Origin of the sequence: Lysinibacillus sphaericus, from assembly GCF_006864135.1 — a bacterium.
Classification (GTDB): domain Bacteria; phylum Bacillota; class Bacilli; order Bacillales_A; family Planococcaceae; genus Lysinibacillus.
The window spans coordinates 67,317-84,822 of sequence record NZ_SADV01000006.1 but is presented as its reverse complement, the minus strand read 5'-3'; the positions used below and the strand labels follow the sequence as shown (position 1 = coordinate 84,822).

Below are 17,506 nucleotides of genomic sequence, written 5' to 3'. Positions count from 1 at the left end.
TGTTAAACGACACGAATTAGGACATTATATGGTAAGATGAAGAAAATTTGTCGTAGTAGCACCAAAGTTTGGTGGGAGGTTTGTGGATGGATAAAATTAAAGAAGTAGATATATTGTTGGAAAAAGCTGTTTTAGTTGGTGTAAATCTACGGAATGATGAGCATTTTGATTATTCAATGGAGGAGCTAAAAAATTTAGCTGAAGCGTTGAATGTTGAAGTTGCCGGCATTGTCACACAAAATTTAGAGCGCATTACGCCATCTCATTATGTTGGTACTGGAAAAATTGAAGAAATAAAAAACTTTTATGATGAAGCACAAGCAAATTTAGTAATCTTTAATGATGAATTATCACCTTCGCAAATCCGTAATTTAGAACGTGATTTGGAGACGAAGGTTATTGATAGAACGATGTTGATTTTAGATATTTTTGGACGTCGTGCTAAAACACGTGAAGCACAGATGCAAGTCGAGTTAGCGCAATTGCAATATATGCTACCTCGTTTAGTCGGCTTACATGCATCTCTCAGCCGTCAAGGTGGTGGCACAGGGGGTGGCTTTAAAAACCGTGGTGCTGGTGAGACAAAGCTCGAGCTCGACCGTCGGAAAATTGAGGATCAGATTTCGAAAATAAAGAAGGAGCTAGAGCATGTAAAGGAGCAACGAGAGACGCAGCGTAAACAACGACGTAAAAATGCGATCCCTGTCGTTTCCATTGTCGGCTATACGAATGCTGGTAAGTCAACTATTATGAATCAGCTACTTTCGAAAATAGGGCAAGAAGATCATAAACAGGTGTTTGAGAAGGACATGCTTTTTGCCACACTTGAAACATCTGTCCGTCAAATAGAATTATCTGATAAAAAGACATTCCTATTAACAGATACAGTTGGTTTCGTTAGTAAATTACCGCATCATTTAGTAAAGGCATTCCGCTCAACATTGGAAGAGGCTCGTGACGCCGACTTACTGCTCCATGTTGTAGATGTTTCCAATTCTGAGCACGGCTTTATGATGGATGTAACAAATGAAACGCTTAAGGCAGTTGGCGTTGAAGGGATTCCGACAATTTATGTGTATAATAAAGCGGATATAGCAAACGTTCCTTATCCTGTTATTAGTGGTGATAATATTTGGATTTCTGCGAAACAAGCGATAGGGTTAGAAGAATTATTGCAAATGGTACGTCAGCATATTTTCTCTGCTTATGTAACATGTAATATGCTTATTCCGTATGAACAGGGGAATATTGTCTCTTATTTAAATGAACATGCTTCTGTCTATGAAACAGTGTATGAAGAAAATGGTACGCTTCTAACAATAGAGGTAAAAGAAGCAGATTACGCAAAATTCCAACAATATGTCATTAAATAAGCAATCACATCATTGTTCTAAAAGCATGCTAGAAGCGCTCCTTGTTTCTAGCGTGCTTTTTTGTAATCGTAAAGCGAATTTATATCGTTGTGAATGAAATTATAGATAATACTAGCTTATTTGTTAATAAAATAAATAATCTGACTATAAAATATTTTAGAATAATTTTGTGGTAGTTTGTAATTTAGTAGATATCAAAAAGTGAGAAAACTTAGGAATAGCAACAGGTTTGCTATAATTCTACAAAAATCATTCTGAATTTAGAGAAAAGGTGTAATATTTCAACATTTTTTAAAACTCTTGAAAAAGTTTTTTAAACACTTTAGTATGGTGAAATAAAGTTTTTATCCTTACTTTTGGGTAATAATATTATTATTGAATAATGAAATCGGGAGAGGATATTTTTATGTCTACTAAAGATGAAATTGTAAAATCCGTCCCTCAAAATGGCTTTGTCGGACACCCTAAAGGGCTCTTTACATTATTTTTCACTGAATTTTGGGAACGATTCTCATACTACGGTATGCGAGCAATTCTGATTTTCTTTATGTATTATGAATTGCATGAAGGCGGCTTAGGTCTAGATCGTGGACTAGCAAACTCCATTATGGCCATCTACGGATCACTGGTTTACATGTCAGGGATTATCGGTGGTTGGATTGCTGACCGAATACTAGGTACACGTAGAACCATTTTCTATGGTGGCGTGTTCATTATGTTTGGACATTTCCTGCTAGCGTTACCTGGTGGCGTAAGCATGTTATTTGTTTCAATGTTCTTTATTGTCATTGGGACAGGCTTATTAAAACCGAACGTTTCAAGCATTGTCGGAGATATGTACGCTGATACAGATAATCGTCGTGATGCAGGTTTTTCAATTTTCTATATGAGCATTAACATGGGATCATTCCTTGCACCATTAATTGTCGGAACAATTGGACAACAGTATAATTTCCACCTAGGCTTTGGTGCAGCAGGGATCGGAATGTTAGTTGGTTTAATTATTTTTAAATTAACAGAAAAAAAATATTTAGGGTTGGCAGGGTTACAGGTAAACAACCCGTTACTGCCTGAAGAACGAAAAAAAGTCTTTACACGATTTGGGATTATAGCGCTCCTTATTATTATTGCTGGGGCAATTGGTATCAAAACTGGCGTACTAACAGTGAATGTTTTTGGTTTAATTATTACGATACTAGGTATTGTAATTCCAACGGTGTACTTTATTTATATGTATCGAAGTGAGAAAACAACTAAGGATGAGAAGTCTCGCGTGCTCGCTTATATTCCTTTGTTTTTATCGGCTGTAATGTTTTGGGCAATCCAAGAACAAGGGGCGACTATTTTAGCAACGTATGCAGATAGTCGTACACGATTGGATATTGGTAGTTTTCATATTCCATCTTCTTGGTTCCAATCGTTAAACCCTTTATTCGTCGTTACGATGGCTCCGTTATTTGCCATGTTATGGATGAAGTGGGGAGATAAGCAACCATCTACACCGCGTAAATTCGCTTATGCATTATTCTTTGCAGGATTGTCATTCTTAGTGATGATGCTACCAGCGTATTTATCCGGTGGTACAGATTTAGTAAGTCCATGGTGGTTAGTATTATCATTCTTTTTAGTTGTAGTTGGGGAGTTATTATTATCGCCAGTAGGGTTGTCAGTTACTACAAAATTGGCTCCGAAGGCTTTTGCTGCACAAACGATGTCACTTTGGTTTTTAACAAGCGCAGCAGCGCAAGCAATCAACGCACAACTTGTAAAAGTCTATGAAGTGGTAAGTGAATTCACATACTTCGGTTTCTTAGGCTCATTATCAATTGTTTTAGGGATCATAATATTAGTACTTTCGCCATTCATTTCAAAAGCTATGCGAGGTATTAACTAATCAAAAGATGTGAGTACAGTTATTCAAATAACTGTACTTGCATCTTTTTTGTATGAAGAGAGATCTTGTTGATACTTTGCACATCACATAACGTGTAGTTGATTTCCGTTCCGGTTGGCGCTTTGCCGCTGCCGCTTCGCTTTCGCGCAGAAGAAAACATTTGCCGCTGCCGCTTCGCTTTCGCGCAGAAGAAAACATTTGCCGCTGCCGCTTCGCTTTCGCGCAGTAAAAAACATTTACCGCTACCGCTACGTTAGCACTGCGCTTTCACAAAAAAAACATCTGCAGGTCTAAGCACAAAGCCGATTTCGGACGCAATTATGCCGAGGCATAATTAATCAAATATCATCCCCAATCTTCGATGATAAGCCTTAAATTTAACTTATGTAGGCATATTATTATAGCCTTTAGCGAAAATCAGCATCTTCTAATTATTAAAAGTGGATAAAAGATGATTAATCAATGTACTTTATGACTCGATATAATAAATTATCTACAGTCTGAACGTAATAAACTGTATCATGTAGGTAATTTTCTGAATGCGGGAATATGTTTTTTGTGTGAAAAGATTTCATTTTCGTTATAATAATCTTAATAGTATGATAATTTAAGGAGTTGGATGCTATGAAGGAAGCTTTAAGTCGTTTGAGGCCAAGATTAATGGAGATTTTCACGTATTTGCACGCGAATCCAGAAATAAGCTGGCATGAGGTAGAAACAACAAATTATATTGTTGATTTACTAACGCGTGAAGGATTTTCACCAATACGCTTTAAAAACAGTACTGGTCTTTATGTTGACGTAGGAAGTGGTAGTCCTAAAGTCGGTTTGCGTACGGATATTGATGCGTTATGGCAGGAAGTAGATGGTGAATTTCGTGCGAACCACTCCTGTGGCCATGACGGACATATGACGATGGCAATTGGTGCTCTATTACTTTTGAAAGAGCTTGCTCCTTCATTCAACGGTACAATTCGTGTGATTTTTCAACCAGCTGAAGAAAAAGGAACTGGTGCTTTATCGGTTTTAAAAGAAGGGATCATTGATGATTTAGACTTTTTATTTGGTGTCCATGTAAGACCTGTTCATGAGCTTGAAGACGGTACTTATTGTGCCGCATTGCATCATGGAGCCTCTCGATTGCTTGAGGGAGAAATCATTGGAGAAGATGCCCACGCAGCAAGACCGCATCTCGGCGTGAACGCCATTGAAGTAGGAGCAACTATTATCGAAGATTTAAGAACACTTCATACAGATCCAATGGTTCCTGTATCAATTAAGATGACCAAATTCCATGCTGGGGGAGAATCCGGCAATATTATTCCTGGAAGTGCAGCGTTTACCATCGATATACGAGCTCAGCAAAATGATGTAATGGATGCCCTTGCACAGGGAATAAAAAGGGTTATTGATTCTTCCAAGATCTTGCATAAAGTACAGATTGAATTACGTACAGTAGCAAATGTAGTAGCAGCTGAAGTAGATCCAACTGCTCAATATATTATGGAGCAGGCAATCGTGCAAGCAACTGGGTTGTCGAATTTAAGAAAGCCAGTTCATACACCTGGAGGAGAAGATTTTCATCACTATACTGTTCAACGCCCGCATTTAAAATCTACGATGTTAGGCTTAGGCTGTGGGGTGACACCAGGCCTACATCATCCAAAGATGAAATTTAAGCAGGCGAGGCTTGTGACGGGAGTTGAAATTCTTACAAGAGCGGTATTGTTAGCATTGGAGTCGGGGAACTCAAAGGAGGGATTAGCATAATGTTAGAGAAAGTACGTATTCAAAAAATAATAGCACCTACTGAAATTGCAGAAGTACAAATTTTGAACGAAAGTATATGGGGGAGTCAGGCTATTCCCTCACATCAATTGTTAGCAGCTGTACAAAATGGTGGGTTAATCCTTGGAGCATATTTAGAAGAAAAGCTGATTGGCTTTAACTACTGCTTTGTTGGCTATCGGCATGGAAAAATGTATTTACATTCACACATGATTGGCGTGGAGGAAACATATCGTGAACAAGGTGTAGGTGAATTATTAAAGCATGCCCAACAGGAATATGCAAAAGAACATGGGTTTCAGCTTGTGATTTGGCTATTTGATCCGCTAGAAGCGTGTATGGCTAATTTATCATTTTTAAAGCTCAATGCCTTTAGTTTTCAGTACGAAAATGATTACTATGGTCCGCTCGAGGATGACTTTAACGATGGGCTACCTTCAGATCGAATCGTTGTTGAATGGTGGATTGAACGCGATCGAGTGGAGGATTCCCTAGATGAACTGGAAGAAGAAGCTGACGAAATTGTACCGTGGTCTTTAACGGTAGATGGCTTACCGGTGCTCGATGTTGATGGTGAATTTCAGCAAGAGCAATCGTATTATAAGGACGCCTATTTATTACCCATTCCTCAATTTTTACAAAAGATGAAAGTGGAAAGTCCTAGGCTTGCGGAGGACTGGCGTTATAAAGTACGTACTATTTTAACGACATTGTTTGAACAAAATTATGCAATTGTTCGAGTGAAAAAGAATAAGGAATATGTTCACAGCTATCTATTAGTCAGACGCTCCTTATTAGCTTTATAATAAGGATAAGGAGTGACATCGTGTGAAACTAGAACAGATTACAGTGAGACATATAAAAATGCCTATGAAAGCACCATTTACAACGAGTTTTGGCACAATTGATGAAAAAGAGCTCTTACTAATAGAAGCGATAGATCAATCAGGAACTGTAGGATGGGGAGAAGCTGTTGCCTTTGTAGCGCCGTGGTATACAGAGGAGACGTTAAAAACAACATGGCATGTGCTTGAAGACTTCTTAATCCCCATCTTGTTACATAAAGAGGTCGGGCATCCAGATGAAGTCAGTGCTTTGTTCTCTGCTATTCGTCGTAATTGCATGGCGAAATCCTCTATTGAAGGGGCTATTTGGGATATTTACGCTCAACAAACGAAGCAATCACTTGCTCAAGCGTTAGGCGGAGTTAAGGAACAAATAGAGGTAGGTGTTAGCGTAGGTATTCAATCTTCCACAGAGGCATTAATTGATTTATTAAAAGGCCATGTAAATAAAGGCTATAAACGTGTAAAGGTGAAAATTAAGCCCGGTCACGATGTAGGAGTTATTCGTGCTATTCGTGCTGAAATGCCAGAACTGCCATTGATGGTAGATGCTAATTCTGCGTATACATTGAACGATATGGATGTATTGCAGCAACTGGATGCATTTAATCTATTAATGATTGAGCAACCGTTAGCAGTTGATGATATTGTCGATCATGCTAAGCTACAGCGAAAGTTAAAAACGCCTATTTGCTTAGATGAAAGCATCACCTCCTACGAAGATGCTCGAAAAGCTATAGAGCTAGGTAGTTGTGGTGTTATTAATATAAAAATAGGACGCGTAGGCGGTTTAACGGAAGCAAGAAGAATTCATGATTTATGTAAGGAAAATAATATCCCTGTTTGGTGTGGCGGTATGTTAGAGGCAGGAATCGGACGAGCACATAATATTGCATTAACATCGCTCTCTAATTTTGTGTTGCCTGGGGATACTGCAGGCTCTAGTCATTATTGGTATGAGGATATCATTACACCGGAAGTAATTGTAGAAGATGGTTATATTCGTGTGCCACAAACGGCTGGAATTGGATATACACCTAATATGAAGGTAATTGATAAGCAAACAATCAGTAAGAAGGTCTATCAATAATAGGTTCATCACCAAAGCGAGCATCGCGAGTGAAGCGGCTCATCGGACGCCCCAGGAAGCTCTGCTCTGTGCGAAAGCGAAGCGTCAGCGGCAAATGTTTTTTTTCTGCGCGAAAGCGAAGCGTCAGCGGCAAATGTTTTTTTCTGCGCGAAAGCGAAGCGTCAGCGGCAAAGAGCCCAGTCGGAACGGAAATCAACCACACGTTTTGGTGATGACCCCAATAATAGGATAAACAGGGAGAGAACTGATTGAAAAAAAGTTTGCAAATCGGTGGTGCCTATGTAGGGATTATTGTCGGTGCGGGATTTGCATCAGGACAGGAAATCGTACTATATTTTACGAGCTATGGCTTTCAAGGGATTTATGGTGCACTTATAGCTACAGTTGGGTTTGCCTTAGTAGGAATGTGCATTGCTCAAATTAGCTCAAGATTACGTACGACATCGCACAAGGATTTAATTTATCAAATTTCAGGTAATGCTGTAGGTTTGGTGATGGATTATTTACTGTCGCTTTTCTTATTCGGTGTAGCAGTAATCATGTTTGCAGGAGCGGGTGCTACGTTACATCAAATGTTTGGACTACCCGTTTGGCTTGGGAGCATTTTTATGATTGTACTTACTATAGCGACAGTTATGATGGATGTGAAGAGCATTATAAACGTTATTGCAATTGCTACGCCCTATCTGCTAGCAATTGTCTCGATAATAGCGATCTATTCATTAGCTACGATGGATTTAACCTTTGTCGAACAAGCTGTTATTGCACAACAAGCACAGGTAAGTTCTAAAAGCTGGTGGGTTACTGCTTTACTGTATTTGTCTTTTAATATCGGTGTATGTTTTTCTCTTTTAACTGTTATGTGTGGGTCTATTCGCAATGAAAAAGTGGCAGGGCTGGGAGGTATTATTGGTGGGATTTTGCTTGGAGCTTTAATTCTACTTATTAACCTGTCTCTTCTTGCAAAAATGAATGTTATCGTTGGCATTGATATACCAATGTTAGCTTTGGCAAATGAAATTCATCCTCTTATTGGTCTATTGATGTCCTTTTCTTTATTAGGGATGATTTATAATACAGCAGTGGGGATGTTCTATTCATTTATGGTGAGATTTTTAAAGCCTAATAAGGCCAGTTTTAAGGTAACTGCCGTTTTTATCGGTAGTTTGGCCTTTTTAGCAAGTCTCGCGGGTTTTACAACGCTTGTAGCTAAGCTATATGCTGTGATGGGATATGTCGGTTTTGTATTAATCGTGTTAATTATTTTTGCGTGGCTAAAAGGCGGTCGACGAATAACTTAACTTCTTTGGAGCACATCTCCCACTTCTACGGTGGTGAGATGAATGTGGTTTTAAGTCACTTTTTAGTGGTGTCTAAACATCCGCTTAAATAGAAGAACTCAGTCTAAAAACGCCACGTCACCTGTGGCAATACATCCATTGGCCGAAAGCCTCCGAACGCAATTATGCCGAGGTATAATTGCTTTGATAAGGTAATTGAGAAGGAATTAGTATTTTATTCTCAATTACCTTTTTATTTGTGTGAAAAATGTAGAAATTTTTAACTTTAGAAATAACACTGAAGGCAAATTTTTCGTTGAGAATTCTTGTTTTTAAGGATTCTCAAATAAAGCGAGAATAATTCTCAGTTGTAGGTTGACTGAGAATAGAAACACGCTTATAATGAGAATCGTGAGTAATGATAATCATTTTCAATGATTACGAGCAAAAATGAATCTACCGGGGATTACAATGAAAAAAAGATATCTTTTTACAGCAACTGTTGTTCTGTCTATAGTTTCACTATTTATCGGTGTAGTTGATATAAAACCGAGTGATCTATTAGATTTTGAATCAGAAGAAACTAGACTATTTTTTATCAGTCGTATACCGAGGCTTGTAGCAATTTTGTTAGCAGGTGCAGGTATGAGTATTGCTGGTTTAATTATGCAAAGCTTAAGTAGGAATAAGTTCGTGTCACCAACGACAGCAGGTACATTAGATGCTACAAAGTTGGGGGTACTAATTTCAATGATGTTTTTCACAAATGTCACGTACTTTCAAAAAATTTCCTTCGCTTTCATATTTGCTTTAGCCGGCACATTATTGTTTATGCAAATATTAAATCGAATAAAGTTTACAGATGCGATCTTTATTCCGCTTATTGGCTTAATGTTTGGGAATATCCTTTCGTCAATTACGACGTTCTTTGCGTATAAGGCGGATATTATCCAAAACATTTCTGCATGGTTACAGGGAGATTTCTCATTAATGATGAAAGGTCGTTATGAGCTTTTATACATAAGTGTACCCGTGCTGATTTTAGCTTACATTTATGCGAACCGCTTCACAGTGGCAGGAATGGGTGAGGATTTTGCAAAAAACCTTGGTCTTTCTTATAAATTCGTTGTGAACTTAGGTTTAGTGTTAGTAGCACTTATTTCGACGACAGTGGTGCTAACAGTTGGTATGATACCGTTCCTTGGTTTAATCATTCCAAATATAGTTTCGCTGTTCAAAGGGGATAATCTTTCTAAGACATTGCCTCATACAGCATTACTAGGTATGTCGTTCTTATTATTCTGCGACATTGTAGGGCGTGTACTGATTTTCCCTTATGAAATTCCGATTAGTATGACTGTCGGTGTCATCGGAAGTGCGATCTTCCTAATTATGTTGTTTAGGGGGAGAGCATATGCGTAGCCGTACAAAAATGTTGATTTTACTAGGTTTGGCTGTAGCATCTATTTTACTGTATGTATTTTATGAGCTTAATGGTAACTATCATTATGCGTTTCCACGCCGCCTTATTAAAGTGGTAGCGATGTCGTTAACAGGAATTGCGATTGCATATTCAACTGTAGTATTCCAAACGATTACACATAACCGTATTTTAACGCCAAGTGTAATGGGACTTGATGCATTATATATGATGGTTCAAACGTTCATCTATTTCTTCTTTGGCTCTATGTCGATATTCGTTATTAACGCCAAATACAATTTCTTACTAGCTGTTTTAGCGATGGTTGTCTTTGCGGTAATATTTTATCGAGTATTGTTCAAGGAAGGAAAACGTCCGATTTATTTCTTGCTGCTTGTCGGTATGATTGTCGGAACGTTTTTAGGAAGCGTAACTACGTTCTTCCAAGTCCTAATAGACCCGAATGAGTTTTTAAGCTTACAAAGTAAAATGTTTGCAAGCTTCAATAATGTCAATTCGGATTTAGTATGGCTTGCTGGTGTCGTCATAATCATTACCTTTGTATATGGCTGGCGTCACATGAACCAATTAGATGTAATGTCTCTTGGACGTGATACAGCAATTAATTTAGGGGTACCGTATGACAAGCTTGTACAGCGTATGCTCATATTATCTTCAGTATTAATTGCCGTTTCTACAGCTCTTGTTGGGCCTATTACTTTCTTTGGCTTAATCGTGGCAAATTTATCGTATCAATTTTTCAAGACGTACAAGCACTCTGTGATAATCGCAGGTTCTTGTGTAATGAGTATTGTAGCTTTGGTCGGTGGTCAGTTTGTGGTCGAACGTATTTTTAATTTCGATACAACACTAAGCGTTATTATAAACTTCGTAGGTGGCGTGTACTTCATCTACTTATTATTGAAGGAAAGTAGGTCAGCGGGATGATCCAAGTAAAAGAAATCTCTAAGTTTTTTGGGAAAAAACCGGTCATTCAAGATGTCAGTGTGGACGTTGCACCAGGGAAAATTACGTCTTTTATTGGACCGAATGGCGCAGGTAAATCAACATTGCTTTCAATGGTAAGCCGTTTACTTAATGCAGACACTGGAGAAGTATTACTCGATAAATCAGATGTACGTCGTTGGAAATCGGATGATTTTGCGAAGCGAGTATCCATTTTAAAACAGTCAAACTATATGAATGTTCGCCTAACAATTCGTGAGCTTGTTTCATTTGGGCGTTTCCCTTATTCGAAAGGGAATTTGAAGCCTGAGGATGAGCTAAAGATAGATGAAGCAATTCAATATATGAATTTAAAGGATATTCAGCACAATTATTTGGATGAATTATCTGGTGGTCAACGTCAACGTGCATTTATTGCAATGGTTATTGCGCAGGATACAGACTATATTTTGCTTGATGAGCCGCTTAACAATTTAGACATGAAGCACTCTGTGCAAATCATGAAAATTTTGCGAAAGCTCGTTGATGAGCTAGGGAAAACAGTTGTCATTGTATTACATGATATTAACTTTGCTTCCGTATACTCTGATCATATTGTCGCATTAAAAAATGGACGTGTTGTCAAAGACGGTCCAACAAATGACATCATCAACTCTGATGCGCTTAAGGAAATTTACGATATGGATATCCCAGTTCAAGAACAGAATGGTTGTCGCATTTGTGTATATTTTAACTCTTAAAAAAATAATAGATGGAAATGTCCATCTAAAAAATAAAGGAGCAATTTTACAATGAAAAATTGGAAATTACTTACTGTGTTAATGGCAATGATGCTTTTAGTACTAGCTGCTTGCGGTTCTAAAGACGAAGCAAAAAAAGAAGATAAAGGTTCTTCAACTGATAAGCCAGCTGAAGAGCAAAAGGAAGAAGCTACATCTTACCCACTTACGATCCCAGCTATCAAAGATGGTGAAGATACTTTTAAAGAAGTAACGCTTAAAGAGCAACCAAAGAATGTTGTTGTATTTGACTATGGTTTCCTTGATACTTTAGATGCTTTAGGTGTTAAAGTTGCAGGTGTTCCACAAAAATCAGTTCCAAAATACTTAAGTAAATATGCTGGTAAAGATTATGTTAATGTTGGTGCTTTAAAAGAGCCTGACTTTGAAGCAATCTCTTCAATGAATCCAGACATTATTTTCATCTCTGGTCGTCAAGCATCTGCTTACGATGAATTATCTAAAATTGCGCCAACTGTATATGTAGGTGTAGATGATCAAAATTTCGTGGAATCATTCAAAGAAAAAACTGAATTAGCTGGTAAGATCTTTGGTAAAGAAAAAGAAGCTGCTGATGCATTTGCTGCATACGAAGCAAAAGTAGAGGAAGTTAAAGCTAAATCAGCTTCAGCTAAAGAAAAAGCTTTAATCGTTCTAGGTTCTGAAGGTTCATTATCTGCATATGGTCCTGGTTCACGTTTCGGTGTGATCCATGATGTGTTTGGTGTAAAACCTGCTGATGAAAAAATTAAAGTCGATACACATGGCGACAATGTAAGCTTCGAATATATCCGTGACACAAACCCAGACGTTTTATTCGTAGTTGATCGTGATGCTGCTGTAAATCCAGAAGGCGAGTCTGGTACAAAAGCTGCAATTGAAAACGAAATCGTTGGTGCTACTCACGCTGCGAAAAATGGTAAAATCTTTTATTTAGATCCACAAGTTTGGTATTTATCTGGTGGCGGTTTAACTTCTGAAACTCAAAAAGCTGAAGACGTTTTAAAGGCGTTTAACTAATATGTTTGTACAAATTAAACGTATTGTCGTTACGGAAGGGAATTCGGATAAAGTTGTTGAGCGTTTTGGCGCCAAAAAAGATGGTCCGTCATTGCTTGAACAACAGCCAGGCTTTATCGATAAGCAAGTACTTGTAAAAAAAGTACGACGTGGTGATGAGGAAGTGCTAATTATGGTTCGATGGGAATCAGAAGAAGCGTGGAAAAACTGGGAGAAGAGTCCCGAACATATTGCTGGTCATAAAGCAAATGCGGGTAAACCTAAGCCAGATCATATCATCGAAAGCGGCCAAGAAGTTTATTATGTAAAAGGTTAGTAATTAGAGGTGTCTCAAAGTTCATTTGAGGCACCTTTTTCTTATGAATAGTAGAATCATTGCATTGTCCGATAGAAATGCAATGATAGATAGTCAAAGCGACGGAAAGAACCGCTAGATCGTCGGAAAAAGTCAAAGAACTATAAAATGGCATAAAGAACGATTTTAAGGAAGAAGGGCGAGGCACATAACTATATCTGTGCCATACCCAGTCTAGTATTAATGCTTAATGGACGTTCTATTCCATGAATTTAATGTTGTAGTAATATTTAGAGAAAAACCATTGTCATTAATGGAAACCCCGGTGAAAGTGGCAGTCGATTGTTGTGGTGCCCAATTTGCTTTTTTTACAGCAGTGACGTCCCTTAAAGAGGACATTTCCATTTCTGAATTAAAAAGATAAGTAGGTAAACCGACTGTTTCTCCAATTTTAATAGCATTTCCAATTGACGAAGCGTTAGAGCAATTGCCTCTTGCGTTTATAATACTAAAGCTTGGTGACATATAGAGTACAGGTGTATGTATGTTTAATTCGGAAGTAAATGGACTTACTAAAGGCAATATAGACAGGCTTTCTTCGGATACTCTTATAATTCCGTATTGTTCAATAAAACTGTCCAGCCTTTGCTGAAAAGTATCTTCAAATCCAGGAATATTGCAAATAAAATTTGAAAATGTAGATTTGCTTTTATACTCTGCTAATGTTTCTTTAAAAACCTGTTGCTCAGCATCAATAATAATTTGCTCAATATATTGTTGTTCTTTCGAAGGTTTTTTAATAGTGATTTCTTCTTCAGAGATTAAAATTGTACAGGAAAAATTAGCTGTAAGTAATAAAACGTTTTCATTTACTTCATTTTTCATTTCAATCACTCCCAGTGTTTCGAGAATTTCCTTGTTAATAGATTATGTGAAAATGGCACTTCACGATAAACGTAGGGGATTTCCATTCTGAATAGGCGTTCAATATAACTCTAATCCCGAGAAGCGGCCCGTCCTCTCCCCAATCAACTTATATACATAGTATACAATCTAGTTTCTAATGAACTTTATAACTCTAAGATTAGTGTACGAACGGAATACAAATTTATCTTAGCTTAATGTAAGCGTATCATCAGTGAGGACGCCATTTCAATGGTGAGTTTACGCCAAAAAATGGCGGTCAATAATATAACTCCGCCACTTATTTTACTATCCCTAAATAAAGAACTGGCGTGCTTTCCACAAATACCGCCACTTTTTGGCGGTATATTGTGCTAATGATATAATGTGAAATATTATCTTATGATTTCGGTCTCTAGTATTATTTCCCATTAATCTGTATAATATTTATTAACATACTTAAGGGAGGAGAGGACTATTGCAGGAGCTTGACGAACAAATTAATGAAGCATTGGACATTCTATTTGAAAACGAGACATTGATCAGTCATGAATTACGGTCGATGCTAAAAAAATTTAAAGAAGAAAAAAAGGCAGTTGGCTATTCATTTGGCAAGCTTTGTTATTGGCATTATGAAGCGTTTACAGATTGTTTGAACGAGGACATTTATAAAGTTGCCGCAGCTATCGAACTTTTAATTTTATCGTTTGATATAATCGACGACTTGCAGGACAAGGATTCAGACTACAGTTGGACTAAAACACCTGAATTATCATTAAATGTTGCTTTAGCTATGCTAGTCATGGCTTCTAGAACTATACGTGAGTCTACCTTTGAACACAAAAGTATTGCTATTCAAATACTAGAGGATTATGCATTACGAAGTATAAACGGTCAGCAACTAGATTTACTTAATACTTGTAGGGATGAGCAATCATATATACAAATGATTGAACAAAAGTCGGGTTCTTTAACAGCAATGAGCTGCTTAATTGGCGAAGTGCTTGCAAAAGGGGAGAAATCTTCTGAGATTGAGGAGTATGGGAAATATATAGGTATTATCCAACAAATTAAAAATGATATTCAAAGTTTAAAAACTTGGGGACCTAAAAATGATTTACTAAACAAAAGATACTCATTGCCTATTATTTATCTTTTATCGCAGGGAAATGATGTTTCAAATTCTGTTGTAAACTATTATAATGATGATATAGTTGCATTTTTGGATAATAATGCTACGGAAAATGAGTTGACAAATGGTGGCGCAATACGTTATGCAATTACTATTAAGAATGTTTACAAGTTTAGAGCATTAGATATTCTTGAAAATGTAGCTATAAATGAAGTATGTAAAGATTACCTAAAAAAACTAATAAGTTGAGGAGAGATTAAGATGATTAATGTAATTCAACATCTAGAAAAAAACCCAGACTTAGTGGCACTCTTAAAAGAACAAAAAGCTTCATTAATTGGAGTTTCAGCTTTGGAGCAAAGAGCGATACTTGATTCATTTGAAGAAGACGTACGCTTAGAAAATGGATTTTGGAACTAAAAATATTTAAACGTATATGGTTTCTGCTTGCTGTAAGTATTTACATATTGCTAGGAACTTACCTACTGTATATTACTTACAGCAAGCATTTTTTGGGTATAGATTTAAAAGAAGCGAATGGGGAATGGGTAGTAACTAGTTCGTACAATAAACAATTAGAGGATGGAATTCGAATTTCTGAAGGAGATGTAATTTTAAGTGTAAATAACCTTCATATAGAGGATATCCCTAATATAAAACATGATCATTTATTACGTACGGCAAGCTTGCTAACAATTATGAAGCCTAACGGACAAATAATGGATGTGAGCGTTAGTAGATTTGATTTACCAGAGCAATATTTTCATTACATATTGGTAATACCTTCTTGTTACTTTTTTTTAACATTAATTATTGTGTTTTACTTATATTTTAAACAAAAAAATACATCTCTTTTATGTTTACTCATTTTATTTATGCTCACTGTTTCCATGGCTTATGTTAGCATTGGTGCATCCGGCAGTCTAAACAGTATTGGTGTAATCGTTAACCGTGGTAGCATGTTACTATGCTTAGTGTTATTACTCCACTTCTTAAGGAATTATTACACATTTTTAAAAACAAATTGGTTGCTTTCTAATAATATAAAATTATTTTATATACTTCCTGTGATAGCAATGATATTGGGCGGTATTGGTATTATTTACCCATCTGTTAATAATTTACTTTCGAATATTGTACTAGCTATGTTCTTCGTTTTCCTTATTATCATACTTAGTATTTTATTGCTAAGCTATTTCAAATATAAATCGCCTCAGTTAAAAATTTTATTAATTAGTATAATGATTCCGTTTCTGCCATTCCTTTTTCTCTATGCGCTCCCTTACATTTTATTTCATCAATATATACTTTCTGCTGAAATTAGTGCTCTTTTTTTATTGTTAATTCCGTTTAGTTTTATTTTTACGCAGTTAGCAGAGCGGCTATTTGATATCGAATATCATATTACTAGATTACGTTATTATGTAATCTTTTCATTGATTTTTACTTTGTGGTTTATAGTTGGATTGTATTGGATTGCAGGAAGATATTTAACGATGACCGTCATATCAGGTGTTTCATTTTTTACTTTTACATCGTTAGTTGTTCTTTTTTACATAAAAGAGAAAGTCGATTATCGAAAACGAAAAATCTTATTTTCGACAAAAGGGGATTATATACATCAGTTATATACAGCTGTAGATAAGATTGGTAAAACAATAAAAATAGATAATCTTCTAGAAAAATTTGTGCAAGAGGTTTCTCTCCATCTTGAGCTCGAACATGTATTTGTATTAACTTATGACTATGACACAAAGCAATTTACATCAACGGGTGAGGGCAGTCTTCCGATTAATCCAATGTTAATGGAAGATTTAAAATTAGGGGAAATTAAAAAATTTGATCAAGTCTATCTAGCTTTCCTCCATCAAGATGCTCATTATAAAAGAGCATTAGTATTACGACATAATAATTCGATTCATTTGAAAGATGAAGAGCTTCTATGGCTTGAATTGCTCTTATTATATGTAAATAATTTTATTGAAAATACAAAGATGGTAGAAGAACTGTTAGAAGAATTAAAGCATATGAGGCAAGCAGATGATAGTCAATTACCTTGGTTAAGCAAATTATTATGGTTAAGGTTTGAAGAGGAAAAATATCAATTAGCTCAAGAATTACATGATACAAATTTGCAAGAGCAGCTCCATATTGCCCGGGAAGTTGATGTCCTAGTCAATATGAAGGTTGCAACAGATATCCAGCCAAAACTTGCGGAAATTCATCAGCAGATGGTTACATCTTTACATGATTTAAGAGCTTATTGCGAAAATTTGAAGCCCCCATTATTAGATACATTAGGATTGAATGCTGCATTAGAAAAGCTTATTCGCAAAGTAATAGAAAGAGCTAGTTTTGTGTTAATTTATACGATCGATCGCCTTTATTTAGAGGATGAGCGTATGAATTTAATGATTTATCGACTATTTCAAGAATTACTCAATAACGCGTTAAAACATTCCTATGCAACAACAGTTGAAATTCATTTGCGGGAAATGGACGATGGTTTCGAAATTATCTACAGGGATGATGGTGTAGGCTGTAATATTGGGGATATAATTGTCGCAGAATCGATGGGAATTCAAGGTATGCAAGAACGTGTAAAGGCCTTTAACGGGCAGTTTTACATCGATTCACAGGTTAGTGAAGGAATGTCTATTAGAATTACAGTAAAAGAAGGAAGTGATACACTTGATTACGATGCTCATAGTGGATGATCAC

At 36.6% G+C, this 17,506-nt stretch carries 15 protein-coding genes; 14 read left to right on the top strand and 1 reads right to left on the bottom strand.

Translation table 11 applies throughout. From position 1 onward, the window contains the following. Positions 1 to 86 precede the first annotated feature (86 nt). The 11 genes from hflX (at position 87) to C7Y47_RS09415 (ending at position 12,771) form a co-directional block, all read left to right on the top strand. Complete coding sequence (gene hflX / locus C7Y47_RS09465; RefSeq protein WP_142508554.1) at positions 87 to 1,373, top strand: GTPase HflX; 1,287 nt, start codon at positions 87 to 89, stop codon at positions 1,371 to 1,373. Between the two features lie 406 nt (positions 1,374 to 1,779). After that, positions 1,780 to 3,267: a peptide MFS transporter gene (locus tag C7Y47_RS09460; RefSeq protein WP_142508553.1), complete on the top strand. Its 1,488-nt coding sequence runs from the start codon at positions 1,780 to 1,782 to the stop codon at positions 3,265 to 3,267. Between the two features lie 624 nt (positions 3,268 to 3,891). Next, complete coding sequence (locus C7Y47_RS09455; protein WP_142508552.1) at positions 3,892 to 5,037, top strand: M20 peptidase aminoacylase family protein; 1,146 nt, start codon at positions 3,892 to 3,894, stop codon at positions 5,035 to 5,037. Further along, positions 5,037 to 5,861, top strand: a complete 825-nt coding sequence (locus C7Y47_RS09450) for a GNAT family N-acetyltransferase (protein ID WP_142508551.1) — start codon at positions 5,037 to 5,039, stop codon at positions 5,859 to 5,861. Before C7Y47_RS09455 ends, C7Y47_RS09450 begins: the two co-directional genes overlap by 1 nt. Before the next feature lie 22 nt (positions 5,862 to 5,883). Next, complete coding sequence (gene menC / locus C7Y47_RS09445) at positions 5,884 to 6,990, top strand: o-succinylbenzoate synthase (RefSeq protein ID WP_142508550.1); 1,107 nt, start codon at positions 5,884 to 5,886, stop codon at positions 6,988 to 6,990. A 248-nt stretch (positions 6,991 to 7,238) separates the two neighbouring features. Beyond that, positions 7,239 to 8,291, top strand: a complete 1,053-nt coding sequence (locus C7Y47_RS09440) for a YkvI family membrane protein (RefSeq protein ID WP_142508549.1) — start codon at positions 7,239 to 7,241, stop codon at positions 8,289 to 8,291. A 450-nt stretch (positions 8,292 to 8,741) separates the two neighbouring features. Further along, entirely contained in the window at positions 8,742 to 9,692 is a 951-nt protein-coding gene (locus tag C7Y47_RS09435; RefSeq protein WP_142508548.1) for an ABC transporter permease, read from the top strand. After that, positions 9,685 to 10,638 carry an iron chelate uptake ABC transporter family permease subunit gene (locus C7Y47_RS09430; RefSeq protein ID WP_142508547.1) on the top strand — a complete coding sequence of 318 codons (954 nt, stop codon included), beginning with the start codon at positions 9,685 to 9,687 and terminating at the stop codon, positions 10,636 to 10,638. Before C7Y47_RS09435 ends, C7Y47_RS09430 begins: the two co-directional genes overlap by 8 nt. Next, positions 10,635 to 11,396 carry an iron ABC transporter ATP-binding protein gene (locus C7Y47_RS09425; protein WP_142508546.1) on the top strand — a complete coding sequence of 254 codons (762 nt, stop codon included), beginning with the start codon at positions 10,635 to 10,637 and terminating at the stop codon, positions 11,394 to 11,396. Before C7Y47_RS09430 ends, C7Y47_RS09425 begins: the two co-directional genes overlap by 4 nt. A 51-nt stretch (positions 11,397 to 11,447) precedes the next feature. Next, positions 11,448 to 12,455: a siderophore ABC transporter substrate-binding protein gene (locus C7Y47_RS09420; RefSeq protein WP_142508545.1), complete on the top strand. Its 1,008-nt coding sequence runs from the start codon at positions 11,448 to 11,450 to the stop codon at positions 12,453 to 12,455. Position 12,456: 1 nt separating this feature from the next. Beyond that, a complete protein-coding gene (locus tag C7Y47_RS09415; RefSeq protein ID WP_142508544.1) occupies positions 12,457 to 12,771 on the top strand; it encodes an antibiotic biosynthesis monooxygenase family protein in 315 nt (104 codons plus the stop codon). Between the two features lie 219 nt (positions 12,772 to 12,990). On the opposite strand, the gene C7Y47_RS09410 is transcribed toward C7Y47_RS09415, so the two are convergent. Further along, positions 12,991 to 13,635 carry a hypothetical protein gene (locus C7Y47_RS09410; protein WP_142508543.1) on the bottom strand — a complete coding sequence of 215 codons (645 nt, stop codon included), beginning with the start codon at positions 13,633 to 13,635 and terminating at the stop codon, positions 12,991 to 12,993. A 496-nt stretch (positions 13,636 to 14,131) separates the two neighbouring features. Here C7Y47_RS09410 and C7Y47_RS09405 point away from each other — a divergent pair, with 496 nt between their 5' ends. Genes C7Y47_RS09405 through C7Y47_RS09395 form a run of 3 tightly spaced genes read left to right on the top strand, consistent with a single transcriptional unit; the run spans position 14,132 to position 17,502 of the window. Continuing rightward, positions 14,132 to 15,034 carry a polyprenyl synthetase family protein gene (locus C7Y47_RS09405; protein WP_142508542.1) on the top strand — a complete coding sequence of 301 codons (903 nt, stop codon included), beginning with the start codon at positions 14,132 to 14,134 and terminating at the stop codon, positions 15,032 to 15,034. A gap of 12 nt (positions 15,035 to 15,046) precedes the next feature. After that, positions 15,047 to 15,205, top strand: coding sequence for a competence pheromone ComX (gene comX / locus C7Y47_RS09400; RefSeq protein ID WP_142508541.1), 159 nt, complete (start codon positions 15,047 to 15,049; stop codon positions 15,203 to 15,205). Between the two features lie 47 nt (positions 15,206 to 15,252). Next, complete coding sequence (locus C7Y47_RS09395) at positions 15,253 to 17,502, top strand: sensor histidine kinase (RefSeq protein WP_142508724.1); 2,250 nt, start codon at positions 15,253 to 15,255, stop codon at positions 17,500 to 17,502. Positions 17,503 to 17,506 lie beyond the last annotated feature (4 nt).